The organism is Klebsiella sp. C239 (assembly GCF_048822715.1).
GTDB classification, from domain to species: Bacteria; Pseudomonadota; Gammaproteobacteria; order Enterobacterales; family Enterobacteriaceae; genus Klebsiella; species Klebsiella quasipneumoniae.
On the sequence record NZ_JBMEZK010000002.1, the window covers coordinates 456,560 to 480,088 of the forward strand.

Annotated in this window: 23 protein-coding genes; 11 read left to right on the forward strand and 12 right to left on the reverse strand. The window is 56.6% G+C overall.

Translation table 11 applies throughout. The annotated features are described in order from the left end of the window. Window positions 1–45: 45 nt before the first annotated feature. From ACOI6Z_RS07370 to tkt, 7 genes are all read right to left on the reverse strand, one after another. On the reverse strand, window positions 46–804 hold the full coding sequence (locus tag ACOI6Z_RS07370) for an oxidative stress defense protein (protein ID WP_023290983.1): 759 nt from the start codon (window positions 802–804) through the stop codon (window positions 46–48). Between the two features lie 89 nt (window positions 805–893). Continuing rightward, a complete protein-coding gene (argO, locus tag ACOI6Z_RS07375) occupies window positions 894–1,529 on the reverse strand; it encodes an arginine exporter ArgO (RefSeq protein WP_049014206.1) in 636 nt (211 codons plus the stop codon). A gap of 151 nt (window positions 1,530–1,680) precedes the next feature. Further along, a complete protein-coding gene (locus ACOI6Z_RS07380) occupies window positions 1,681–2,538 on the reverse strand; it encodes a small-conductance mechanosensitive channel MscS (protein ID WP_420687139.1) in 858 nt (285 codons plus the stop codon). Window positions 2,539–2,728: 190 nt separating this feature from the next. Beyond that, complete coding sequence (fbaA, locus tag ACOI6Z_RS07385) at window positions 2,729–3,808, reverse strand: class II fructose-bisphosphate aldolase (RefSeq protein ID WP_008806452.1); 1,080 nt, start codon at window positions 3,806–3,808, stop codon at window positions 2,729–2,731. 97 nt (window positions 3,809–3,905) lie between these two features. Further along, window positions 3,906–5,069, reverse strand: coding sequence for a phosphoglycerate kinase (pgk, locus tag ACOI6Z_RS07390; protein WP_023290986.1), 1,164 nt, complete (start codon window positions 5,067–5,069; stop codon window positions 3,906–3,908). A gap of 39 nt (window positions 5,070–5,108) precedes the next feature. Then, window positions 5,109–6,137 carry an erythrose-4-phosphate dehydrogenase gene (gene epd / locus ACOI6Z_RS07395; protein WP_004205289.1) on the reverse strand — a complete coding sequence of 343 codons (1,029 nt, stop codon included), beginning with the start codon at window positions 6,135–6,137 and terminating at the stop codon, window positions 5,109–5,111. Between the two features lie 385 nt (window positions 6,138–6,522). Beyond that, on the reverse strand, window positions 6,523–8,514 hold the full coding sequence (gene tkt, locus ACOI6Z_RS07400) for a transketolase (RefSeq protein ID WP_044524697.1): 1,992 nt from the start codon (window positions 8,512–8,514) through the stop codon (window positions 6,523–6,525). A gap of 279 nt (window positions 8,515–8,793) precedes the next feature. On the opposite strand from tkt, the gene ACOI6Z_RS07405 reads away from it, so the two are divergent. Further along, window positions 8,794–9,552 carry a M48 family metallopeptidase gene (locus ACOI6Z_RS07405; protein WP_017899781.1) on the forward strand — a complete coding sequence of 253 codons (759 nt, stop codon included), beginning with the start codon at window positions 8,794–8,796 and terminating at the stop codon, window positions 9,550–9,552. 377 nt (window positions 9,553–9,929) lie between these two features. Further along, the gene (locus tag ACOI6Z_RS07410) at window positions 9,930–11,198 is read left to right on the forward strand and encodes an OprD family outer membrane porin (protein ID WP_065812830.1); all 1,269 of its coding nucleotides are present in this window, start codon (window positions 9,930–9,932) and stop codon (window positions 11,196–11,198) included. 131 nt (window positions 11,199–11,329) lie between these two features. Here ACOI6Z_RS07410 and speB read toward each other — a convergent pair whose 3' ends face one another. The 4 genes from speB to ACOI6Z_RS07430 all read right to left on the reverse strand — a co-directional run bounded on the left by speB (window position 11,330) and on the right by ACOI6Z_RS07430 (window position 14,834). Further along, window positions 11,330–12,250 (reverse strand): agmatinase, encoded by a 921-nt coding sequence (speB, locus tag ACOI6Z_RS07415; RefSeq protein ID WP_004205166.1) that lies wholly within the window; start codon window positions 12,248–12,250, stop codon window positions 11,330–11,332. Window positions 12,251–12,483: 233 nt separating this feature from the next. After that, window positions 12,484–14,460 carry a biosynthetic arginine decarboxylase gene (gene speA / locus ACOI6Z_RS07420; RefSeq protein ID WP_004205167.1) on the reverse strand — a complete coding sequence of 659 codons (1,977 nt, stop codon included), beginning with the start codon at window positions 14,458–14,460 and terminating at the stop codon, window positions 12,484–12,486. An 8-nt stretch (window positions 14,461–14,468) separates the two neighbouring features. After that, complete coding sequence (gene yqgB / locus ACOI6Z_RS07425; protein ID WP_002916578.1) at window positions 14,469–14,600, reverse strand: acid stress response protein YqgB; 132 nt, start codon at window positions 14,598–14,600, stop codon at window positions 14,469–14,471. An 84-nt stretch (window positions 14,601–14,684) separates the two neighbouring features. Continuing rightward, the gene (locus tag ACOI6Z_RS07430) at window positions 14,685–14,834 is read right to left on the reverse strand and encodes a hypothetical protein (RefSeq protein WP_418272254.1); all 150 of its coding nucleotides are present in this window, start codon (window positions 14,832–14,834) and stop codon (window positions 14,685–14,687) included. A 148-nt stretch (window positions 14,835–14,982) separates the two neighbouring features. Here ACOI6Z_RS07430 and ACOI6Z_RS07435 point away from each other — a divergent pair, with 148 nt between their 5' ends. The 9 genes from ACOI6Z_RS07435 to ruvX all read left to right on the forward strand — a co-directional run bounded on the left by ACOI6Z_RS07435 (window position 14,983) and on the right by ruvX (window position 22,559). Then, window positions 14,983–15,141, forward strand: coding sequence for a hypothetical protein (locus tag ACOI6Z_RS07435; RefSeq protein WP_065812829.1), 159 nt, complete (start codon window positions 14,983–14,985; stop codon window positions 15,139–15,141). Window positions 15,142–15,300: 159 nt separating this feature from the next. Then, a complete protein-coding gene (gene metK, locus ACOI6Z_RS07440) occupies window positions 15,301–16,455 on the forward strand; it encodes a methionine adenosyltransferase (protein ID WP_004205170.1) in 1,155 nt (384 codons plus the stop codon). A gap of 381 nt (window positions 16,456–16,836) precedes the next feature. Continuing rightward, window positions 16,837–18,231, forward strand: coding sequence for a sugar porter family MFS transporter (locus tag ACOI6Z_RS07445; protein ID WP_004205171.1), 1,395 nt, complete (start codon window positions 16,837–16,839; stop codon window positions 18,229–18,231). A 77-nt stretch (window positions 18,232–18,308) separates the two neighbouring features. After that, window positions 18,309–18,809, forward strand: coding sequence for a SprT family zinc-dependent metalloprotease (locus ACOI6Z_RS07450; protein WP_032428989.1), 501 nt, complete (start codon window positions 18,309–18,311; stop codon window positions 18,807–18,809). Between the two features lie 94 nt (window positions 18,810–18,903). Next, a complete protein-coding gene (gene endA, locus ACOI6Z_RS07455) occupies window positions 18,904–19,611 on the forward strand; it encodes a deoxyribonuclease I (RefSeq protein WP_065812828.1) in 708 nt (235 codons plus the stop codon). A 91-nt stretch (window positions 19,612–19,702) separates the two neighbouring features. Continuing rightward, complete coding sequence (gene rsmE, locus ACOI6Z_RS07460) at window positions 19,703–20,434, forward strand: 16S rRNA (uracil(1498)-N(3))-methyltransferase (RefSeq protein WP_023290991.1); 732 nt, start codon at window positions 19,703–19,705, stop codon at window positions 20,432–20,434. Window positions 20,435–20,454: 20 nt separating this feature from the next. After that, the gene (gene gshB / locus ACOI6Z_RS07465; protein WP_004205176.1) at window positions 20,455–21,405 is read left to right on the forward strand and encodes a glutathione synthase; all 951 of its coding nucleotides are present in this window, start codon (window positions 20,455–20,457) and stop codon (window positions 21,403–21,405) included. Between the two features lie 174 nt (window positions 21,406–21,579). Beyond that, window positions 21,580–22,143, forward strand: coding sequence for a YqgE/AlgH family protein (locus ACOI6Z_RS07470; RefSeq protein ID WP_002916603.1), 564 nt, complete (start codon window positions 21,580–21,582; stop codon window positions 22,141–22,143). After that, entirely contained in the window at window positions 22,143–22,559 is a 417-nt protein-coding gene (gene ruvX / locus ACOI6Z_RS07475) for a Holliday junction resolvase RuvX (RefSeq protein ID WP_004205178.1), read from the forward strand. The genes ACOI6Z_RS07470 and ruvX overlap by 1 nt, the downstream gene beginning before the upstream one ends. Window positions 22,560–22,610: 51 nt before the next feature. Here the strand turns inward: ruvX and ACOI6Z_RS07480 are convergent, their stop codons facing one another. After that, complete coding sequence (locus tag ACOI6Z_RS07480; RefSeq protein ID WP_420687145.1) at window positions 22,611–23,264, reverse strand: LuxR C-terminal-related transcriptional regulator; 654 nt, start codon at window positions 23,262–23,264, stop codon at window positions 22,611–22,613. Between the last annotated feature and the right edge of the window lie 265 nt (window positions 23,265–23,529).

The window sequence follows — 23,529 nt, forward strand, 5'->3', positions numbered from 1 at the left end:
ATAAAAAAAGCCACTTCGCTGAAGTGGCTTTTTTGTTTCTATCGCTTACTGGGCCGGTTTCGGCGCTTCAGCCGGTTTCGCCGGAGCCGCGGCCTGCGCCGGCTGCAGTTCAAACACGACGTCGACCTGGTCGTCAAACTGGATAGTCGCCTGCTCGTAGGTTTCCTGGGCGGAAACCGGCGCAGCGTCAGCGGCCTTCATCATGCGAACCATCGGGCTCGGCTGATAATTAGAGACATGGTAGCGTACGCTGTACACCGGCCCCAGCTTGCTGTGGAAACCTGCGGCCAGCTCCTGCGCCTGGTGCACGGCGTCGTCGATCGCCGCTTTACGCGCTTTATCTTTGTAGGCGTCCGGTTGCGCAACGCCCAGCGAGACGGAGCGAATTTCGTTCAGACCGGCTTTCAGGGCGCCATCCAGCAGACCGTTGAGTTTATCCAGCTGGCGCAAGGTCACTTCGACGGTGCGCACCGCGCGATAGCCTTTCAGAATGCTTTTCCCGTTCTGATAGTCGTAATCAGGTTGGGTACGCAGATTCGCCGAGTTGATGTCTTTTTTCGCAATGCCGCTCTTTTCGAGGAAAGAGAGGTATTGCGCAACGCGATCGTCAGCCTGTTTTTTTGCCGATGCGGCATCTTTTGCCGCCACGTTCACTTCGATCGCCAGGGTAGCGATATCCGGAACCGCAGCAACGCTTGCTGTGCCTGAAGTCACAATGTGCGGACCGTCCGGCAATTCGCTTGCCTGTGCCGCCATCGTGCTAAATCCGAGTGTTGCCGCCAGGGCTAAGACTTTTAACTTCACTGTCGTTTCTCCATGTTACTTAAATCGCCCTTACGGGACGCATGCCAGCAAGCTTAGCGCGTACAGCAGGAAAGTCCATCGGACAACGCTTAGTTGAGCAACGCCTGGATATGGACGACGCCCTCTTTTGCCAGCTGAAACGCAATAAACCACATGACGGCGCCGACCACAATGTTAATGATCCGCTGGGCTCTGGCGGTACGCAGCCGCGGCGCCAGCCAGGCGGCCAACAGCGCCAGACCAAAGAACCACAGGAAAGAGGCGCTAATGGTTCCCAGCGCAAACCAGCGCTTCGGCTCCACCGCCAGCTGGCCTCCCAGGCTGCCCAGCACCACAAACGTATCCAGATAAACGTGCGGATTCAGCCAGGTGACCGCCAGCATAGTGATAATGATTTTCCAGCGCCCCTGCTGCATCGCCTCGGCGCTGGCGAGCTCAAGATTCGGACTGAACGCCGTCTTCAGCGCGCCAAAGCCGTACCACAGTAAAAAGGCCACGCCGCCCCAGGTCACGAGCGCCAGTAGCCAGGGGGACTGCATCAGCAGCGCGCTGCCGCCAAAAATGCCGGCGCAGATCAGCAGCAAGTCGCTGACGGCGCACAGCAAGGCAATCATCAGGTGATACTGACGACGGATGCCCTGGTTCATCACGAAAGCATTTTGTGGGCCAAGCGGCAAAATCATTGCCGCTCCCAGGGCAAGGCCCTGAAAGTAATAGGTAAACATGAGGATTTTTCCGCTGTCTTCGAGAGTGGCGCTGACTATAACGCGAATAAATTATTAGCGGAAATTGAAAGTATTAATCATTAATAAGCGAAGCTAATAATGAGCCATTAAAAAAGGCCGGCATGGCCGGCCTGAGTCACTGAGTGGTGGTTTACTCGGCTTTTTCCGGCAGGCGCACCACATGAACATCCATCTGCGGATAAGGGAAGCTGATGCCATTGGCGTCAAATTCACGCTTGATGCGCTCGAGGATATCCCAGTAGACGTTTTGCAGATCGCTGCTTTTGCTCCACACGCGCACCACGAAGTTCACCGACGAGGCGCCGAGTTCGTTCAGGCGCACCGTCATTTCCCGATCGCACAGAATACGATCGTCAGATTCGATAATCGAGGTCAGGAGCTGCTTCACCTTGTCGATATCGGCATCGTAAGAGACGCCGATAATAAACTCATTGCGGCGCGCCGGTTCGCGGGAGAAGTTAATGATGTTGCCGGCGATAATTTTGCCGTTCGGCACCACCACGATTTTGCCATCGACGGTACGCAGGGTCGTGGAGAAAATCTGCACATTCTGTACGGTACCCGCAATGCCGCCGAGATCGACATATTCACCGGCGCGGAACGGGCGGAACATCACCAGCAGTACGCCAGCCGCGAGGTTAGACAGTGACCCCTGCAGCGCCAGACCGACGGCTAAACCCGCGGCGCCCAGCACCGCAATGACCGAGGCGGTCTGCACGCCCACGCGGCCCAGGGCGGCAATCAGCGTAAAGGCGATAACCGCATAGCGCACCAGCGCGGAGAGGAAATCGGCAACGGTGGCGTCAATTTTACGCGCCAGCATCAGGCGGTTGACGGTGTTAGAGACGACGCGCGCCACGATCATCCCGACGATCAGGATAGCGATAGCCGCGACGATGTTGACGGCATAGCTCAGCAGCAGCTCCTGGTTGCGTGCCAGCCACGTCCCGGCGTGGTTGATGCTATCGACAACGTTCAAATCTTCCATTTAACATTCCTTATGAATCCCCCAGGGGGAAGTAAATAACTCAGCCTGCGACAGGGCAGTCAGGTTATAGGGTAAACAATAAGTGCACGTTTTGCCAAATGGATCACAGTTTTCTGCCGCGCTATCCTGTTGTTAAGCTAATAAAAAAGCCCGCATTGCTGCGGGCTTCAGGGTAAGAAACAGATTTTTCTTACAGAACGTCGATCGCGTTCAGCTCTTTAAATGCCTGCTCCAGACGAGTCACCATGGAAGTCTGTGCAGCACGCAGCCATACGCGCGGATCGTAGTATTTCTTGTTCGGCTGGTCTTCGCCTTTCGGGTTGCCCAGCTGGCCCTGCAGGTAAGCTTCGTTAGTTTTGTAGTACTGCAGGATACCGTCCCAGGTTGCCCATTGGGTGTCGGTATCGATGTTCATTTTCACTACGCCGTAGCTGACGGAGTCTTTGATTTCCTGAGCGGAAGAACCGGAACCGCCGTGGAAGACGAAGTTCAGGCTGTTGTGCGGCAGGTTGTGTTTCTTGGAAACATATTCCTGAGAGTCGCGCAGGATAGTCGGGGTCAGAACGACGTTACCCGGTTTGTACACGCCGTGTACGTTACCGAAGGAAGCGGCGATGGTGAAGCGCGGGCTGATTTTGCTCAGCTCGGTGTACGCGTAATCCACGTCTTCCGGCTGGGTGTACAGGGCGGAAGCGTCCATGTGGCTGTTGTCCACGCCGTCTTCTTCACCACCGGTGCAACCCAGTTCGATTTCCAGGGTCATGTCCATTTTGGCCATGCGCGCCAGGTATTTAGAGCAGATTTCGATGTTTTCGTGCAGAGACTCTTCAGACAGGTCGATCATGTGAGAAGAGAACAGCGGTTTGCCGGTAGCGGCGAAGTGTTTTTCACCCGCGTCCAGCAGGCCGTCGATCCACGGCAGCAGTTTCTTCGCGCAGTGGTCAGTGTGCAGGATAACCGGCACGCCGTAGTGCTCAGCCATCTGGTGCACGTGGTGCGCGCCAGAGATAGCGCCGAGGATAGCAGCACCCTGAGGAACGTCAGTTTTCACGCCTTTACCTGCGATGAACGCCGCGCCGCCGTTAGAGAACTGAACGATAACCGGAGAGCGAACTTTCGCAGCAGCTTCCAGAACGGCGTTGATGGAGTCAGTACCTACGCAGTTTACCGCCGGCAGTGCAAAGTTGTTTTCTTTCGCTACCTGGAACACTTTCTGAACGTCGTCGCCAGTGATGACGCCCGGTTTTACGAAATCAAAAATTTTAGACATGTTACTTAGTCCTGTATCTGTATCTTCGACCGTTGAAGAAGGTTCGCGAGCCCTTAAGCGCGCTGAAAAACAGGCGGGTTTCCCCGCCTGAACTGAATTACTGCTTAGCGCGCTCTTCGAGCATCGCTACTGCCGGCAGGACTTTGCCTTCGACGAATTCAAGGAACGCGCCGCCGCCAGTGGAGATGTAGGAAATTTTGTCAGCGATGCCGAACAGGTCGATCGCTGCCAGGGTGTCGCCGCCGCCGGCGATGGAGAAACCTTCGCTGTCCGCGATAGCGTTAGCCACGATTTCAGTCCCTTTACGGAAGTTCGGGAATTCGAATACGCCAACCGGGCCGTTCCACAGGATGGTTTTGGCGTTTTTCAGGATGTCAGCCAGTTTCTGTGCGGAAACGTCGCCGAGGTCCAGAATCTGCTCGTCATCTTTAATGTCGTTAACAGATTTCAGAGTCGCCGTTGCGGTTTCGGAGAACTCGGTCGCGACGCGAACGTCAGTCGGAACCGGGATATCGCAGGTGCTCAGCAGGCGCTTGGCTTCATCAACCAGATCCGCTTCGTACAGGGATTTACCGACGTTGTGGCCCTGAGCGGCAACGAAGGTGTTGGCGATACCGCCGCCGACGATCAGCTGGTCAGCGATTTTAGACAGGGAATCCAGCACGGTCAGTTTGGTGGATACTTTAGAACCACCGACGATAGCGACCATCGGACGAGCCGGCTCTTTCAGCGCTTTACCCAGCGCGTCCAGTTCAGCGGCCAGCAGCGGGCCTGCGCACGCCACGTCAGCAAATTTGCCGATACCGTGGGTGGAAGCCTGCGCGCGGTGCGCGGTACCGAAAGCGTCCATCACGAACACGTCGCACAGCGCGGCGTATTTTTTGGACAGCGCTTCGTCGTCTTTTTTCTCGCCTTTGTTGAAGCGAACGTTTTCCAGCACCACCAGCTCGCCGGCAGCGACTTCCACGCCGTCCAGGTAGTCTTTAACCAGACGTACCGGGCTGGACAGTTTGTCTTTCAGGTAATTAACAACCGGCAGCAGAGAGAATTCTTCGTTGTACTCGCCTTCGGTCGGACGACCCAGGTGAGAAGTAACCATGACTTTCGCGCCCTGCTTCAGCGCCAGTTCAATGGTCGGCAGAGAGGCACGGATACGTGCGTCGCTGGTTACTTTCCCGTCTTTAACTGGTACGTTCAGATCCGCACGGATAAAAACGCGTTTACCAGCCAGATCCAGATCGGTCATCTTAATTACAGACATGGTGAATCCTCTCGTTGATTCATAAAGTTTTGTCGACGTTTACGCGTCGAACCTGAAACCAATAGCCGCCATCGCTAACGTCGTGTCGAGCATTCGGTTAGCAAAGCCCCATTCGTTATCGCACCAGACCAGCGTTTTGATCAGATGCGCGCCACTGACCCGGGTTTGCGTGCCATCGACGATGGCGCTGTGCGGATCGTGGTTAAAATCTGTTGAGACCAACGGTAATTCCGTATAGTCAACTATACCATGAAATGCACCTTGTGCTGCTTTTTGCAGCAACTGGTTGACTTCACATGCTTTTACCGGTTTTTTGACCGTCACGCTCAGGTCAATTGCCGTCACGTTTATCGTCGGCACCCGCACGGCAATCGCTTCAAAACGGTCATTAAACTGCGGGAAAATACGGGTGATCCCTGCCGCCAGTTTGGTATCCACCGGAATGATCGACTGGCTGGCCGCGCGGGTACGCCGGAGATCCGGATGGTAGGCGTCAATCACCTGCTGGTCATGCATCGCCGAGTGAATGGTGGTGACGGTGCCGGACTCGATGCCATAGGCATCATCTAACAGTTTAATGATCGGAATAATGCAGTTGGTGGTGCAGGAGGCGTTGGAGACAATGCGATGCTCGGCGCGGAGTTCATCCTGATTGACGCCGTACACCACCGTCGCGTCGAGGTCGTTGCCGCCGGGATGCGAGAAGAGCACTTTCTTCGCCCCAGCCTGCAGGTGCGCCTCACCGTGTTCACGGCTCCCGTAAACGCCGGTGCAGTCGAGCACCACGTCTACCGCCAGCTCGCGCCAGGGCAGCGCCGCAATGGTCGGCTCGTGCAGCAGACGGATGGCATCATCGCCAACAAACAGCTGCTCGCGCTCCTGACGAACATCCCAGGCGAAACGGCCATGGCTGGTGTCATATTTCAACAAATGCGCGATGCCCGCAGCATCCGCCAGCTCATTGATAGCCACCACGGTGATTTCCGCACGGCGCCCGGATTCATATAGCGCACGAACCACGTTGCGTCCAATACGACCGAAGCCATTAATCGCGATGCGAATGGTCATAGATCTCCTGCAAGGCTGTCCCTGTTATGAGGTGGCTGACAGAGTAATCCAGCTACGCTCTGAGGGAAACCTTACCAGCTGCAAACTGCGACTGATTGATTAATTGTCGAACATTTAAACGACTGAAACGCTTCAGCTAGAATAAGCCAAACGAGGAATAAAAGGAATGTTTGTCCAGCGCAATAAACCAGCTATATGACTCACATCACATTTTCGCTGGAATAATTTACAACCGTATTACATGGTTCAGGAATAGCAGATACAAAAAAGCCGGGTGGCGAGGTAAAAGCAAAACGGTAACCCAGGGGTTACCGTTTTTGGCGTTTGCACCCTCTCCTGTGGGAGAGGGTTACGGTGCGGGCATCAGCCCGCACCGTAACCGCAATTACAGCAGCGCTTTCGCTTTAGCGACCACGTTGTCGACGGTGAAGCCGAACTCTTCGAACAGCTGCTCAGCCGGCGCAGACTCACCGAAGGTGGTCATGCCAACGATCGCCCCGTTCAGGCCAACGTATTTGAACCAGTAATCAGCAATACCCGCTTCCACGGCAACGCGCGCGGTCACGGCTTTCGGCAGTACGGATTCACGGTAGGCCGCATCCTGCTTGTCGAACGCGTCGGTGGACGGCATGGAGACTACGCGCGCCTTCACGCCTTCGGCGGTCAGTTTGTCCCACGCGGCCACCGCCAGCTCCACTTCGGAACCGGTGGCGATGAAGATCAGCTCCGGCTGGCCGGCGCAATCTTTCAGCACGTAACCGCCGCGGGCCACGTTCGCCAGCTGCTCTTCGGTACGCTCCTGCTGCGCCAGGTTCTGACGGGAGAGGATCAGCGCGGTCGGGCCGTCCTGACGCTCGACGCCATATTTCCATGCAATCGCGGATTCAACCTGGTCACACGGACGCCAGGTGGACATGTTCGGCGTTACGCGCAGAGAAGCCACCTGCTCTACCGGCTGGTGAGTCGGGCCATCTTCGCCCAGACCGATGGAGTCGTGGGTGTAGACCATCACCTGACGCTGTTTCATCAGCGCGGCCATACGTACCGCATTACGCGCGTATTCCACGAACATCAGGAAGGTGGAGGTGTACGGCAGGAAGCCGCCGTGCAGCGCGATGCCGTTGGCGATAGCGGTCATACCGAACTCACGCACGCCGTAGTGAATGTAGTTACCCGCGGTGTCTTCGTTGATCGGCTTAGAACCAGACCACAGGGTCAGGTTGGACGGCGCCAGGTCAGCGGAACCGCCGAGGAATTCCGGCAGCAGCGGACCGAAAGCTTCGATGGCGTTCTGAGAGGCTTTACGGCTGGCGATTTTCGCCGGGTTGGCCTGCAGCTTCGCGATGAACTCGTTGGCTTTCGCGTCGAAGTCAGACGGCATCTCGCCTTTCATACGACGGGTGAATTCGGCTGCTTCCTGCGGGAAGGCTTTGGCGTAAGCAGCGAACTTCTCATTCCATGCCGCTTCTTTCGCCTGACCGGCTTCTTTGGCATCCCACTGCGCATAGATGTCAGACGGGATGTCAAACGGCGCGTGTTTCCAGCCCAGCGCTTCGCGGGTCAGGGCGATTTCGGCGTCGCCCAGCGGCGCGCCGTGGGAGTCGTGGGTACCGGCTTTGTTCGGCGAACCGAAGCCGATGATGGTTTTGCACATCAGCAGGGACGGTTTGTCGGTGACTGCGCGCGCTTCTTCTACTGCGCGTTTGATGGCGTCAGCGTCGTGACCGTCAACGCCGCGCACCACGTGCCAGCCGTAGGCTTCAAAGCGTTTGGCGGTATCGTCGGTGAACCAGCCTTCAACGTGGCCGTCGATAGAGATGCCGTTGTCATCATAGAAGGCCACCAGTTTGCCCAGCTTCAGGGTACCGGCCAGGGAGCACACTTCGTGAGAAATGCCTTCCATCATGCAGCCGTCGCCCATGAAGGCGTAGGTGTAGTGGTCGACGATGTCGTGGCCCGGACGGTTGAACTGCGCCGCCAGAGTTTTCTCGGCGATAGCCATCCCGACCGCGTTAGCGATACCCTGGCCCAGCGGACCGGTGGTGGTTTCCACGCCCGCGGTGTAGCCGACTTCCGGGTGGCCCGGCGTTTTGGAGTGCAGCTGGCGGAAGTTTTTCAGCTCTTCAATCGGCAGATCGTAGCCAGTGAGGTGCAGCAGGCTGTAAATCAGCATCGAACCATGGCCATTGGACAGTACAAAACGGTCACGGTCAGCCCAGGCCGGATTGTTCGGGTTATGGTTCAGGAAATCACGCCACAGCACTTCGGCAATGTCAGCCATACCCATCGGGGCACCCGGGTGGCCGGATTTGGCTTTCTGTACAGCGTCCATGCTCAGCGCACGAATAGCGTTAGCAAGCTCTTTACGTGAGGACATTTTGACTCCAGTTCGGACTGTTGAAGGCCATGCCCTTAACGACTTGACGAGAGCGCGTTTTGGGCTACGCCGGAAAAAAGTGTGAACAATGTAACCCAAGCGACAAGTCATGTACATGGAGCATCCTTTTGCCCTTTAAGAAATCTCTGGAACAGGTTGTGCTACGCCGGAATCCGCTCGCCCGCATCCTGCGATACTCTTTATAATTTACGCAGAATACGGTTCCCTGCCGTCGCCGTATTGTCGGATAAACAACCATAAGATTGTGGAAGATAAAAAATGAAAATTCGCTCAACCGTACTTGCTCTTGGGATCGCAGCAACGCTCACCGGATGTCAGAACATGGACTCCAACGGTCTGCTCAGCTCAGGGGCCGAAGCCTTCCAGGCATACTCCCTCAGCGACGCGCAGGTGAAAACCTTAAGCGACCAGGCCTGTAAAGAGATGGACGCCAAAGCGAAAATCGCCCCGGCCAGCAGTGAATACAGCCAGCGGCTGAACAAAATCGCGGCCGCGCTGGGCGATAACATCAATGGTCAGCCCGTGAACTACAAGGTCTATGAGACCAAGGATGTCAACGCCTTCGCCATGGCTAACGGCTGCATCCGCGTCTACAGCGGGCTGATGGATCTGATGAACGATAATGAAGTCGAGGCGGTGATCGGCCACGAAATGGGCCACGTCGCGCTGGGCCATGTGAAGAAAGGCATGCAGGTCGCCCTGGGCACTAACGCCGTGCGCGCGGCGGCGGCCTCCGCCGGCGGCATCGTCGGCAGCTTGTCCCAGTCGCAGCTCGGCGATCTGGGTGAAAAACTGGTGAACTCGCAGTTCTCCCAGCGCCAGGAATCGGAAGCGGACGACTACTCTTACGACCTGCTGCGTAAGCGCGGCATCAATCCGTCGGGACTGGCCACCAGCTTCGAGAAACTGGCCAAGCTGGAAGCCGGCCGTCAGAGCTCGATGTTTGACGATCACCCGGCCTCAGAAGCGCGCGCCCAGCATATTCGCGATCGCATGAAGGCCGACGGGATTAAATAATCGCCAGCGGGAGGCATGACTGCCTCCCTTTTATATCTGCCAGTAAAAATATTTAGCCGCATCAATTGATAACTTAAGCGCACAAACCGTTAATTATTATTTCACCTCGTCGCAGCCAATTATTTTATATGCTGTCACTCAGCAAAATATTATTTGGCAAATGAAAAACGGCGTACACAATCCGCCTTTCAGAGCCGGGTTAGACCAAATATTAAATAGTCCACCCCTCTTCGCCAAACCTGGCCGGCGTTGGCCACACCGCTTGTTTCCTGCCGATACCATTGCTCACACAATGATTGCTTTTGACATTATTTCAGGAGAATATCGCGATTGCAGTGATTCCCTTGAATATATCGACAGACAGAGAAGTGCCCTCAGTGAAAAAAGAATTATCATTCATCGCACTTGGCATTATTGCCGCCGCGCCGGCTTTCGCCAGCCAACAATCTACCAGCCAGGGCTTTATTCAAGACAGCCATCTGGATCTCTTTTTACGTAACGCGTATATCAAACGCGATTATCGCGATGGGCTGCCGGATAAAGCCGAATGGGGCCAGGGAATTATCGCCACCTTCGAATCCGGCTTTACCGAGGGACCGGTCGGCTTCGGCGTGGACGGCATCGCCCAGTACGCCGTGCGCCTCGACGGCGGCCGCGGCCGCAGCGGCGCGGGCGGCATTGACTTTTTCGCCCAGGATGACGACGGCCGGGCAAAATCCGACCTCGCGAAATTCGGCGCCACCGGCAAAATGCGCTTTTCGAATACTGTGCTCAGCTACGGCAGTCAGCGCCCGATGTTGCCCATCGTCTACGCCGATGATTCACGTCTGCTGTACGAGAGCTATACCGGCACCATGCTGACCTCACGCGAAATCGACGGTCTGGAAATTAACGCCGGCTACCTGACCGATCAGCAGCGTAAAAGCGACGACAGCCATAACAGCGGTCTGAAAAGCCTGTCCTTCGGCGGCGCCAGCTACCGGTTCAACGACCAGCTCAGCGGCGCGCTGTATGCGTCGCATGTCGAAGATGTGCTGAACAAACAGTATCTCGGCCTGAACTATCAGCAGCCGTTCGCCGCCAACCAACAGCTGGTTCTCGACTTCAACGGCTATCACTCACGCCTTGATCAGCAATATGCCGATGCCAATGACACCGGACGCAGCAACAGTATCTGGAGCCTGGCCGCCAGCTACATCTGGGATATCCATACCTTTAAGGTCGCTTACCAGCAAAGCAGCGGCAGCACCGGCTACCACTACGGCGGCTACCAGAACCAGGGCGGCGTCGGCGATGGCGGGAACACCATCTGGCTGGCCAACTCCTACTGGTCTGATTTTAACGGGGAAGATGAACGCTCCTGGCAGGCATCGTATGGACTGGATTTTGCCGGGCTGGGGCTACCGGGGCTGACCTGGACCACCGCCTACGTGCGCGGGGATAACATTAAAACGTCAGAGACCAGCAACGGCAAAGAACATGAATGGTTCAACCAGGTTCAATACCAGGTGCAAAACGGGGCGGCGAAAGATTTGAAATTCAGGCTTCGCTATTCGGTACTGCGGGTTTCCAGCAACGCCAGCGACTATAACGTCAGCGGTAATGAAGTGCGGTTCTACGTCGAATATCCATTTAACGTGTTTTAAGCACCTGATGAACCCTCTCCTGCGGGTCGGCCCTCTCCCGGCCCGCAGGAGCAACCGTCCGGCGCCTTGATTAACCCCCTGTGCCGTGCGGTACCCTCTCCCCGGAAGGGAGAGGGTTGGGTGACCTCGGGTTATTCGCCCTTCTTCGCCGCCTGGATGTACAGCATCTCCAGCGCGAGGGTCGCCGCCGCCAGGGCGGTGATTTCGGACTGATCGTAGGCCGGGGCGACCTCCACCACGTCCATCCCGACGATGTTCAGATCCTTCAGACCGCGCACCAGCTTGATCGCGCGGTCAGAGGTGAGCCCACCGATAACCGGGGTACCGGTTCCTGGCGCAAACGCCGGATCCAGGCAGTCGATATCAAAGGTCAGGTACACCGGCATATCGCCAACGATCTGCTTCACCTGGGCAATCACGTCATCGACGCTGCGGTCGTTAACCTGGCCCGCATCAAGCACGGTGAAACCGTTATCTTTATCGAATTCGGTGCGAATACCGATCTGTACGGAGTGGTTCGGATCGATGAGCCCTTCGTTCGGCGCGGTGTAGAACATGGTGCCGTGGTCGAACTCGCAGCCGTTGGCGTAAGTGTCGGTGTGGGCATCGAAGTGCACCAGCGCCATTTTACCGAAGTGCTTGGCGTGGGCGCGCAACAGCGGCAGCGTAACGAAGTGGTCGCCGCCAAAGGAGAGCATGCGCTTGCCGGCCGCCAGCAGCTTCTCGGCGTGGGCCTGCAGCTTCTCGCTCATTTCGCGCGCGTCGCCGAAGGCGTACACCAGATCCCCGCAGTCAACCACGTTCAGGCGTTCGCGCATGTCGAAGTTCCACGGAAAACGGTTGTGCTCCCAGGCGAGATTGGTGGAAACCTGACGGATCGCCGCCGGGCCATGACGGCCGCCCGCGCGCCCGGAGGTCGCCATATCGAACGGGACGCCGGTGATCACCCAGTCAGCATCGCTGTCGTAGGGCATGAAATTCATCGGCAGACGCAGGAAGCCAAAGGCATTGGATACCAGGGAGTTATCGTATTGATGACCTAAAGTGCTCATGGATATGACCTCTTTTCACAGTCGTGGAACGTAAAAAATAAGTATAAAAAAACCCCTCCGCGTCGTTAGGCCCGACGAGGAAGGGTTTGATAGATAAATCGCTTATTGGCGTGAATTATCGCCGGTAATGCATACGGGTTCAAGTGAGTATCGCCTTCTGCCGGATGACGGCTTCGCCTTAGGCGGCCGACATACGCAGGCCCGGTAAGCGCAACGCCACCGGGCATCAGTGGTTACTCGTCTTCCAGATAAGTGTACCCGTACAGACCCGCCTCGAACTCTTCGAGGAACTGCTGCTGCAGCGCGTCGTCCAGGCCGGTGTTTTTCACCTGATCGCGGAACTGGGTCAGCAGCGTGTTGGGATCCAGCTGCACGTACTGCAGCATATCCGCCACGGTATCGCCCTCGTCGGACAGCTCAACCTCAACGCTACCGTCAGGGAAGACGAACACGTCTACCGCCTCGGTATCGCCGAACAGGTTGTGCATGTTGCCAAGGATTTCCTGATAGGCGCCGACCATAAAGAAGCCCAGCATCGGCGGGTTCTCCGGGTCATATTCCGGCATCGGCATGGTGGTGGCGATCCCGTCGCCGTCCACGTAGTGATCGATGGCGCCATCCGAGTCGCAGGTGATGTCCAGCAGCACCGCGCGGCGCTCCGGCGACTTGTTCAGCCCTTCCAGCGGCATCACCGGGAACAGCTGATCGATCCCCCACGCATCCGGCATCGACTGGAACAGCGAGAAGTTGACGTAGATTTTATCCGCCATGCGCTCCTGCAGCTCATCAATAATCGGGCGATGGGCGCGGTTGCTCGGGTCGAGTTGCTTCTGCACTTCATGACACATGTTCAGATACAGCTGTTCTGCCCAGGCGCGCTCCTGCAGGTTGAAAGTGCCGGAGGAGTAGCCGATATGGATATCGTGCAGGTCCATCTGGCTGTCGTGCAGCCATTCGCGCAGCGAGCGGCGATTGCCGGTTTCGTGCATCTCCAGCCAGGTTTCCCACATGCTCTGCAGCGGGCGCGCGGCGTCTTCCGCCGGCGGGGTCGCCTCGGTGTATTCGTTGCGCTCCACGCCGATAATGTTGGAAACCAGCACGGTGTGGTGCGCGGTCACCGCGCGGCCGGACTCGGTGATCACCGTCGGGTGCGGCAGGCCGTTCTCTTCACAGGCGTCGCCGATGGCCCAGATGATATTGTTAGCGTATTCGTTCAGGCCGTAGTTCACCGAGCAGTCAGACTGCGAGCGGGTGCCTTCGTAATCCACGCCCAGGCCGCCGCCGACGTCGAAGCACTGGATATTGACGCCCAGCTTATGCAACTCGACGTAGAAACGCGCCGATTCACGCACGCCGGTGGCGATATCGCGAATGTTAGCCATTTGCGAGCCGAGGTGGAAGTGCAGCAGCTGCAGGCTGTCGAGGTGTCCTGCGGCACGCAGGATCTCCACCAGCTGCAGAACCTGGGTCGCCGCGAGGCCGAACTTGGACTTCTCGCCGCCGGAAGACTGCCATTTACCGGACCCCTGCGAGGCCAGACGCGCGCGCACGCCAAGGCGCGGCACCACGTTCAGGCGCTCGGCCTCTTCCAGCACGATGGCGATCTCCGACATCTTCTCGATGACCAGATAGACCTTGTGGCCCATCTTCTCGCCCACCAGCGCCAGGCGGATGTATTCGCGGTCTTTATAGCCGTTACAGACGATGACGCTGCGGGTCATCCCGGCGTGCGCCAGCACGGCCATCAGTTCCGCTTTCGAACCGGCTTCCAGACCCAGCGGCTCGCCGGAATGGATCAACGATTCGATGACGCGACGATGCTGGTTCACCTTGATCGGGTAGACCAGGAAGTAATCGCCGTTATAGCCGTAGGATTCGCGCGCGCGCTTGAATGCGGCGTTGATTGAGCGCAGGCGGTGCTGCAGGATCTGCGGGAAGCAGAACAGCGCCGGCAAGCGTTGCCCTTGCGCTTCGCGCGCTTTGACTAATTCAGCGAGGTCAACGCGCGCTTCCGGGACGTCCGGATCCGGGCAAACGCTGATGTGGCCCAGTTCGTTGACGTCATAATAGTTATTGCCCCACCAGGCAATATTATAAGTACGCAGCATCTTGCTGGCTTCCTGGGAGCTCATCGCTACCTCCTGCATGGAACGTAGTACACCGTGTTCGCCTGCTGACGAAGGCGAAACCATAGACATGTCGTCAGACATAGCGAACCTCAATTTTTAATAATAAGTGTAAGACAGTTAACTACTATCGCAGTCCAAAGATGCGATAACAACCCATGAACAGTCCTAAAGCCCAGCACTATCTGCTGGTTTTGCGACTGCGCGACCGGTTTCTTATTCATATCATCGTAAAACACGTAGCCGAACAGAGTATGACAGTCCGGAGAAACCACGAGAAAACTCTTGCCAGGCAAGAGCGCCCTTGTTCAGTTTTCTGACGACCGACCGGCCCTGGAATCCTGAGAAGCGCCGAGATGGGGTGAACATCGGCTGGTTTGCATGAGAGAGATGCAGGTTGCGGAGTGCTGACGCGCGACAGAACGACGCGACGAATCAAGCGAAAAACGTTGGTTCATTATCTGGTATCACCTCCACACCGCCCTGGGTCAGGGTCGGCGACAAGCCAAAGCTATACATACCGGGCAACAGGCGCTATGCCGTTGCGAGATTCTGTAAATACAGACTGCTTAACCCGGCTGGAAGTGGCACCACGGGGAGATCCCCGTGCGCTTTTTTAATGAGCCGCGCGCGGCGTTTTATACCGAGAAGCGGGGTAAAAAGCAAAATAAAAATGTGCAGGTTTGCGCGGTTGTCAGGAAATTTTGCCAGGCGAGTTTTCCGATAAATGCGACCGCCATCAAAAAAGGCTGGAAATGGGCTTAAGATTTGACCTAAAATAGCCGTCCAGAAGTTAATCCGTCTATACTGATTAACACTCAGACTGCTCGTGTCGCTACCTGCGCGGCTTTGCGCTGATTATCCACCAAAGCCACATTACACAACAGTATGAGCTATCCGAATCGTCCACAGGTGAAATAAAATATGGCAAAACACCTTTTTACGTCTGAGTCCGTATCAGAAGGGCATCCTGACAAAATTGCTGACCAAATCTCTGATGCCGTGCTGGATGCGATCCTCGAGCAGGATCCGAAAGCGCGTGTCGCATGTGAAACCTATGTCAAAACTGGCATGGTGCTGGTAGGCGGCGAAATCACCACCAGCGCATGGGTTGACATCGAAGAGATCACCCGCAACACCGTCCGCGAAATTGGCTACGTGCATTCCGATATGGGCTTTGACGCCAACTCGTGTGCCGTACTGAGCGCCATTGGTAAACAGTCTCCGGACATCAACCAGGGCGTTGACCGTGCCGATCCGCTGGAACAGGGCGCAGGCGACCAGGGGCTGATGTTTGGCTACGCCACCAACGAAACCGACGTGCTGATGCCGGCGCCGGTGACCTACGCTCACCGTCTGGTGCAGCGCCAGGCTGAAGTACGTAAAAACGGCACCCTGCCGTGGCTGCGTCCGGATGCGAAAAGCCAGGTGACCTTCCAGTATGACGACGGCAAAATCGTCGGCATCGACGCGGTGGTGCTGTCCACGCAGCACGCGGAAGATATCGACCAGAAATCGCTGCAGGAAGCGGTGATGGAAGAGATCATCAAACCCATTCTGCCAACCGAATGGCTGAGCGCGTCCACTAAATTCTTCATCAACCCAACCGGCCGTTTCGTTATCGGCGGCCCGATGGGCGACTGCGGTCTGACCGGTCGTAAGATCATCGTCGATACCTACGGCGGCATGGCTCGTCACGGCGGCGGCGCCTTCTCCGGTAAGGATCCATCTAAAGTTGACCGTTCCGCAGCCTATGCGGCGCGCTATGTGGCGAAAAACATCGTTGCCGCAGGCCTGGCTGACCGTTGCGAAATTCAGGTTTCCTACGCCATCGGCGTTGCAGAGCCGACTTCCATCATGGTGGAAACCTTTGGTACAGAAAAAGTGCCTTCTGAACAGCTGACCCTGCTGGTGCGCGAGTTCTTCGACCTGCGTCCGTACGGCCTGATTCAGATGCTGGATCTGCTGCACCCGATCTACAAAGAAACCGCTGCCTACGGTCACTTTGGTCGCGAACATTTCCCATGGGAAAAAACCGACAAAGCGGCCCTGCTGCGCGAAGCGGCTGGTCTGAAATAATCTCCCCGCTTCCACTCTTCAAGGCCAGCCTCGCGCTGGCCTTTTTATGTCCGTTACCCACCCTCCCATGCCCTGCTTCAGCGAACCGCGGCGATGCAATGAAAGCGATTACATCATGATAATGGTCGATTGCTGCCTGCAAGCGCCTCCATATGCGCGCATTTTTCACAATGTTACATATTGTTTCGGTTAACTCTGATTACCGTTTTTAAAATTGTCGTCTATCCTTATTTATATTGCTGATTTAAAAAGCATTTAATGAATTACGTTTCTTTACCTTTGTGGAAACGATTACACAGCCGTGACTATAATCACGTTTTTTTACCGACGAGTGTCCTACGCTAACCATCGACAGAATCAATAACTCAACTGGAGGGCGTTATGCCTGACAACAAAAAACAAGGGCGTTCAAACAAGACCATGACGTTCTTCGTCTGTTTCCTCGCCGCGCTGGCTGGCCTGCTGTTCGGCCTTGATATCGGTGTTATTGCGGGTGCCTTACCCTTTATTGCCAATGAGTTCCAGATTTCCGCTCACACTCAGGAGTGGGTGGTCAGCTCCATGATGTTCGGCGCCGCCGTCGGTGCGGTCGGCAGCGGCTGGCTCTCCTTCAAACTGGGCCGTAAAAAGAGCCTGATGATCGGCGCCATCCTCTTCGTCGCCGGCTCTCTGTTCTCCGCCGCCGCGCCAAACGTCGAGATCCTGCTGGTTTCCCGCGTGCTGCTGGGCCTGGCGGTGGGCGTCGCCTCCTACACCGCGCCGCTGTATCTGTCGGAAATCGCTCCGGAGAAAATTCGCGGCAGTATGATTTCCATGTACCAGCTGATGATCACCATCGGTATTCTTGGCGCCTACCTCTCCGACACCGCTTTCAGCTACAGCGGCGCATGGCGCTGGATGCTCGGCGTAATCATTATTCCGGCGGTATTGCTGCTGATCGGCGTTATCTTCCTGCCGGACAGCCCGCGCTGGTTCGCCGCTAAACGTCGCTTTGTCGATGCCGAGCGCGTGCTGCTGCGCCTGCGCGATACCAGCGCCGAAGCGAAACGCGAACTCGACGAGATCCGCGAAAGCCTGAAGGTAAAACAGTCCGGCTGGTCGCTGTTTAAAGACAACAGCAACTTCCGCCGCGCGGTGTTCCTCGGCATTCTGCTGCAGGTGATGCAGCAGTTCACCGGGATGAACGTCATCATGTACTACGCGCCGAAGATCTTTGAGCTGGCGGGCTATGCCAACACCACCGAGCAGATGTGGGGGACGGTGATCGTCGGCCTGACTAACGTGCTGGCTACCTTTATCGCCATCGGTCTGGTCGACCGCTGGGGCCGTAAACCGACGCTGATCCTTGGCTTTATCGTCATGGCCGCGGGGATGGGCGTGCTGGGCAGCATGATGCACATCGGCATTCACTCCTCAACCGCCCAGTACATCGCCGTCCTGATGCTGCTGATGTTTATCGTCGGTTTCGCCATGAGCGCCGGCCCGCTGATTTGGGTACTGTGTTCCGAAATCCAGCCGCTGAAAGGCCGCGACTTCGGTATCACCTGCTCCACAGCGACCAACTGGATTGCCAACATGATTGTCGGGGCTACCTTCCTGACCATGCTCAATTCGCTGGGCAGCGCCAACACCTTCTGGGTGTACGGCGGTCTGAACGTGCTGTTTATCCTGCTGACGCTGTGGCTGATCCCGGAAACCAAAAACGTCTCGCTGGAACATATCGAACGCAACCTGATGCAGGGTCGTCCGCTGCGCGAGATCGGCGCCCGCGATTAACCCGCCTGAGCTTCCTCCCCTCACGGGAGGAAGCTTCCTCTTGCTCTCCCCCCTCCGCCGCACTATCCTCTGGCGCTATGAAAACACCCCGTATTCCCATCGCTATTCAGCAGGCCGTGATGCGCAGCCTGCGGGAGCATCTCGCCAAAGCGAACCTCAAGCTGGAACGCCGCTACGCGGAGCCGACGCTGGTCTACCAGCAGCGCGGTACCTCCGCCGGCACCGCCTGGCTGGAGAAAAACGAAATTCGTTTAAACCCGGTGCTGCTGCTGGAGAATCAGCAGGAGTTTATCGATGAAGTGGTGCCCCATGAGCTGGCGCACCTGCTGGTGTGGCAACACTTTGGCCGGGTAGCCCCGCACGGCAAAGAGTGGAAATGGATGATGGAGAGCGTCCTGGGCGTTCCCGCGCGTCGCACCCACCGTTTTGAACTTGATTCGGTCCGCCAGAATACCTTCCCCTACCGCTGCCGCTGCCAGCAGCATCAGCTCACCGTTCGTCGCCATAACCGGGTGGTGCGCGGCGAAGCCACTTACCGCTGCGTGCGCTGCGGCGATCTGCTGGTGGCTGAAAAATAACCATTGGAATTAATTAGAAACTTTCTGATCTGACTGATTGCATCCGGCACCCTCATTCGCTACGTTGCGGGCTCGTTTTGACACGGAGTGAACGATGTCCCGTATGCATGTTTTAGCCGTTGCAGTATTGTGCACGGCAGTGAGTGGCCCGCTTGCGGCCGCCGAAATTACCAGCTTTTCCCAGGCCAAGGCCGCTGGCGTCAAAGTAAACGCCGACGTTCCCGGCGACTTTTACTGCGGCTGTAAAATTGACTGGCAGGGTAAAAAAGGCGTTATCGATCTGGAATCTTGCGGCTATAAAGTGCGTAAAAATGAGAACCGCGCCAGCCGGGTTGAGTGGGAACACGTGGTGCCGGCGTGGCAGTTCGGCCATCAGCGCCAGTGCTGGCAGGAGGGCGGACGTAAAAACTGCGCCAAAGATCCGGAGTACCGCAAGATGGAAAGCGACATGCACAATCTGCAGCCGGCGGTGGGAGAAGTGAATGGCGATCGCGGCAACTTTATGTACAGCCAGTGGAACGGCGGTGAAGGCCAGTACGGCCAGTGCACCATGAAGGTCGATTTTAAAGATAAAATCGCCGAGCCCCCTGCCCGCGCACGCGGCTCCATCGCCCGCACCTACTTCTATATGCGCGACCGCTACCAGCTGAATCTTTCCCGCCAGCAAACTCAGCTGTTTACCGCCTGGAATAAACAGTACCCGGTCACCGCCTGGGAGTGTGAACGCGATGAACGCATCGCGAAAGTACAGGGCAACCATAATCCGTATGTCCTGCAGGCTTGCCAGGCGCAAAAGAGCTAACCTACACTAGCGGCAATTGTTAATTTGCAGCCCTGTGCTTCCCGCCCAATGGCGGGAAGCTGGCATCTGCGCAAAGAACGGAATATCAAGCATGCGCATTCCTCGCATCCATCATCCAGAACGCCTCATTGTCGGCAGCCTGATCGCGTTGAGCGATGACGCGGCCAACCACGTCGGCCGCGTCCTGCGCATGACCGCTGGTCAGCACCTTCAGCTCTTCGACGGCAGTAACCAGGTGTTTGACGCCGTCATCACCGAGGCCGGTAAGAAAAACGTCGCGGTTGAAGTCCTCAGTGGCGAACCCGACGATCGGGAATCGCCGCTGCATATCCATTTAGGCCAGGTGATGTCCCGCGGCGAAAAAATGGAATTCACCATCCAGAAATCGATCGAACTCGGGGTAAGCCTCATAACGCCACTGTTTTCCGAGCGCTGCGGCGTTAAACTGGACGCCGAACGTTTGCAGAAAAAGATCCAGCAGTGGCAGAAAATCGCTATTGCCGCCTGCGAACAGAGCGGTCGTAACGTGGTACCGGAAATTCGTCCGGCGATGCAGCTGGAGGAGTGGTGCGCCGAGCAGGACAGCGGGCTGAAGCTCAACCTGCACCCGCGCGCCAGCGCCAGCATTAACACGCTGCCGCTGCCGGTTGAACGCGTCCGTCTGCTGATTGGCCCGGAAGGCGGGCTGTCGGCTGAAGAGATAGCGATGACCGCGAAATACCAGTTTACTGATATCCTGTTGGGACCGCGCGTTCTGCGTACAGAGACTACTGCGCTCACCGCCATCACCGCCCTGCAGGTGCGTTTTGGCGACTTAGGTTGAGGCGTTAACGGAGAAGAACCATGATCAAGCTCGGCATCGTGATGGATCCCATCGCAACCATCAACATCAAGAAAGACACCAGCTTCGCTATGTTGCTGGAGGCGCAGCGTCGCGGCTATGAACTCCATTATATGGAGATGAACGACCTCTATTTGATCAACGGCGAAGCCCGCGCCCGGACGCGCACGCTGAGCGTCGAACAGAACTACGACAAATGGTATGACTTCACCGGCGAACAGGACCTGCCGCTGGCGGATCTTGACGTCATTCTGATGCGTAAGGATCCGCCGTTTGATACCGAATTTATTTATGCGACCTATATTCTGGAGCGAGCGGAAGAGAAAGGCACGCTTATCGTCAACAAGCCGCAGAGCCTGCGCGACTGTAACGAGAAGCTGTTCACCGCCTGGTTCTCCGAGCTGACCCCGGAAACGCTGGTCACCCGCAATAAAGCCCAGCTGAAAGCCTTCTGGGAAAAGCACGGCGATATCATCATGAAGCCGCTCGACGGCATGGGCGGCGCCTCTATTTTCCGCGTCAAAGCCGGCGATCCGAACCTTGGGGTGATCGCCGAGACGCTGACCGAGCTGGGCAGCCGCTACTGCATGGCGCAGAACTATCTGCCAGCCATTAAAGATGGCGACAAGCGCGTGCTGGTGGTGGATGGCGAGCCGGTGCCTTACTGCCTGGCGCGCATTCCGCAGGGCGGCGAGACCCGCGGCAATCTGGCCGCCGGCGGCCGCGGCGAAGCTCGCCCGCTAACCGAAAGCGACTGGGACATCGCCCGCCGCGTCGGCCCGACGCTGAAGGCCAAAGGTCTTATCTTCGTCGGCCTGGATATCATCGGCGACCGTCTGACGGAAATTAACGTCACCAGCCCCACCTGCGTACGTGAGATCGAAGCCGCCTTCCCGGATATTTCGATCACCGGCATGCTGATGGACGCTATTGAAAGACGTCTCGCCCGATAAGCACTACGGCGGACGAACGTCCGCTCAGGGCACAGCGAGCGCGGATCGCCGCGCTGGTGAAACCCTTCCAGCCAGGCGCCGCTCAGGCGCCTGCCAGATAAAGTGCATCGACACCATTCTACTTTGCCCGCATACTGGGTGTTGCTTTTTGAACCAGGAACAGAACCTCTGACAATGAATTTACAGCATCACTTTCTGATTGCCATGCCTGCGCTTCAGGACCCCATTTTCCGCCGCTCCGTGGTCTATATCTGCGAGTATAACGACGAGGGTGCCATGGGCATTATTATCAATAAGCCGCTGGAAAATCTGCAGGTGGAAGGGATCCTTGAGAAGCTCAAAATTGTCCCGGAGCCGCGTAATCCGGAGATCCGCCTGGATAAACCGGTGATGCTGGGCGGCCCGCTGGCGGAAGACCGCGGCTTTATTTTACATACCCCGCCCTCTGACTTTTCCTCAAGCATCCGTATCTCGGATAACACGGTGATCACCACCTCGCGGGATGTCCTCGAAACCTTAGGCACCGACCGGCAGCCGGGCAACGTGCTGGTTGCGCTGGGCTACTCCTCGTGGGAGAAAGGGCAGCTGGAGCAGGAGATTTTAGATAATGCCTGGCTCACCGCCCCGGCGGACCAGAATATTCTTTTCCGTACGCCCATCGCCGATCGCTGGCGCGAGGCGGCTAAACTGATTGGCATCGACATCGTGACGATGCCAGGCGTCGCGGGGCATGCATGATGAGCGGAACCTTTCTCGGCTTTGATTTCGGGACGAAAAGCATCGGTGTGGCGGTGGGGCAACGCATCACCGCCACCGCCCGGCCACTGCCGGCGCTGAAGGCGCAGGACGGCAAACCGGACTGGAATATCATCGAAAAACTGCTTAAGGAGTGGCAGCCTGAGGCGGTGATCGTCGGCCTGCCGCTGAATATGGACGGCACCGAGCAACCGCTGACGGCGCGCGCACGTAATTTCGCCAATAAAATTCATGGCCGCTTTGGCGTCGCGATCCTTCTCCACGATGAACGTCTGAGTACGGTTGAGGCCCGGGCGGGCCTGTTCGAACACGGCGGCTATCGGGCGCTGAATAAAGGCAGCGTCGATTCGGCCTCTGCGGTGGTCATTCTGGAAAGCTACTTCGAGCAGAGCTTTTAAGCTCTGTCTTCTGCGCCGCCGGCGAACCGCTAACGGCGCAGATCCTCCCGCCTAGTGGCGCAGATGTTCGTTAGCCCAGCTCACCGCCTGGGTGCGATTCTTAACGCTCAGCTTACGGAACACGTTATACAGGTGCGTCCGCACCGTGTTCTCGCTGATAAACAGCGCGCGGGCAATATCCAGGTTGGTCGCGCCGCAGCGCAGTTCGTTGAGGATCTCGCATTCTCGTTCGGTCAGCGGCGAGTTTTCAACCGGCGCCGATGTATGGTCCGCAGCGTACATCGCCGGGTGCATCACGCTCAATTCAGCCGTCTGTTCGCCGTTCAGCACGGCCTTGACGCCCTCAATTAAGCGCGATTCATCATCGTCATGACGGAACACGCCATATAAAGCCGGCCACTGCGCCATTTCGTATAACTCATACTTTTGCGCGCTGTTGATAATCAGCAAGCGGGGATTATGTGACTGCAGCCGAATAATATCTCGCCACACCCCATTTAATTTCTTATTTGAAACGGCGATATCAAATAATATTACAGAGTCTTTCGCCAGTCGCTGTGCCAGCGGTTTATTAATATTTTGTAAAACTACCGGTGCCATCAGGGTTTCGCTGAGATAGCTGGCAAAGGCTTTACTCTGGATTGACGGGTGGGTAATAAATGTAACCTGACGAGAAGATGATGAATTTCCATTTAAATTAATCACTTAAAACTCTCCTTAGCTGCTATCCACCGTCATGGTGGTTAAATGAGTAAAAAAATATACAATCAGTCATGAATTTATAAATAGCCTTAGCAATTCACAAATTGAAACGTTATTCCATGAGAATCATCCTATTCCCGTAAACAGCATAAATCGAATACCGCAAAGCTGTCAAAAGGTAATCAAACTTTTTTCCTGGAAATGCGTATTCACTGTCGAAATATCTTAGCTGAATGTCTTATTTGAATTTATTCAGAAAGATTATTTG

Bases quoted from the DNA above. Each gene is read 5' to 3' on its own strand.
- argO (WP_049014206.1), bottom strand. From the start codon at position 1,529: ATGTTTACCTATTACTTTCAGGGCCTTGCCCTGGGAGCGGCAATGATT.
- ACOI6Z_RS07380 (WP_420687139.1), bottom strand. From the start codon at position 2,538: ATGGAAGATTTGAACGTTGTCGATAGCATCAACCACGCCGGGACGTGG.
- fbaA (WP_008806452.1), bottom strand. From the start codon at position 3,808: ATGTCTAAAATTTTTGATTTCGTAAAACCGGGCGTCATCACTGGCGAC.
- pgk (WP_023290986.1), bottom strand. From the start codon at position 5,069: ATGTCTGTAATTAAGATGACCGATCTGGATCTGGCTGGTAAACGCGTT.
- epd (WP_004205289.1), bottom strand. From the start codon at position 6,137: ATGACCATTCGCATCGCGATTAATGGCTTCGGTCGTATTGGACGCAAC.
- tkt (WP_044524697.1), bottom strand. From the start codon at position 8,514: ATGTCCTCACGTAAAGAGCTTGCTAACGCTATTCGTGCGCTGAGCATG.
- ACOI6Z_RS07405 (WP_017899781.1), top strand. From the start codon at position 8,794: ATGAAAATTCGCTCAACCGTACTTGCTCTTGGGATCGCAGCAACGCTC.
- speB (WP_004205166.1), bottom strand. From the start codon at position 12,250: ATGAGCACTTTAGGTCATCAATACGATAACTCCCTGGTATCCAATGCC.
- speA (WP_004205167.1), bottom strand. From the start codon at position 14,460: ATGTCTGACGACATGTCTATGGTTTCGCCTTCGTCAGCAGGCGAACAC.
- yqgB (WP_002916578.1), bottom strand. From the start codon at position 14,600: ATGAATAAGAAACCGGTCGCGCAGTCGCAAAACCAGCAGATAGTGCTG.
- ACOI6Z_RS07430 (WP_418272254.1), bottom strand. From the start codon at position 14,834: ATGAACCAACGTTTTTCGCTTGATTCGTCGCGTCGTTCTGTCGCGCGT.
- metK (WP_004205170.1), top strand. From the start codon at position 15,301: ATGGCAAAACACCTTTTTACGTCTGAGTCCGTATCAGAAGGGCATCCT.
- ACOI6Z_RS07445 (WP_004205171.1), top strand. From the start codon at position 16,837: ATGCCTGACAACAAAAAACAAGGGCGTTCAAACAAGACCATGACGTTC.
- ACOI6Z_RS07450 (WP_032428989.1), top strand. From the start codon at position 18,309: ATGAAAACACCCCGTATTCCCATCGCTATTCAGCAGGCCGTGATGCGC.
- endA (WP_065812828.1), top strand. From the start codon at position 18,904: ATGTCCCGTATGCATGTTTTAGCCGTTGCAGTATTGTGCACGGCAGTG.
- rsmE (WP_023290991.1), top strand. From the start codon at position 19,703: ATGCGCATTCCTCGCATCCATCATCCAGAACGCCTCATTGTCGGCAGC.
- gshB (WP_004205176.1), top strand. From the start codon at position 20,455: ATGATCAAGCTCGGCATCGTGATGGATCCCATCGCAACCATCAACATC.
- ACOI6Z_RS07470 (WP_002916603.1), top strand. From the start codon at position 21,580: ATGAATTTACAGCATCACTTTCTGATTGCCATGCCTGCGCTTCAGGAC.
- ruvX (WP_004205178.1), top strand. From the start codon at position 22,143: ATGAGCGGAACCTTTCTCGGCTTTGATTTCGGGACGAAAAGCATCGGT.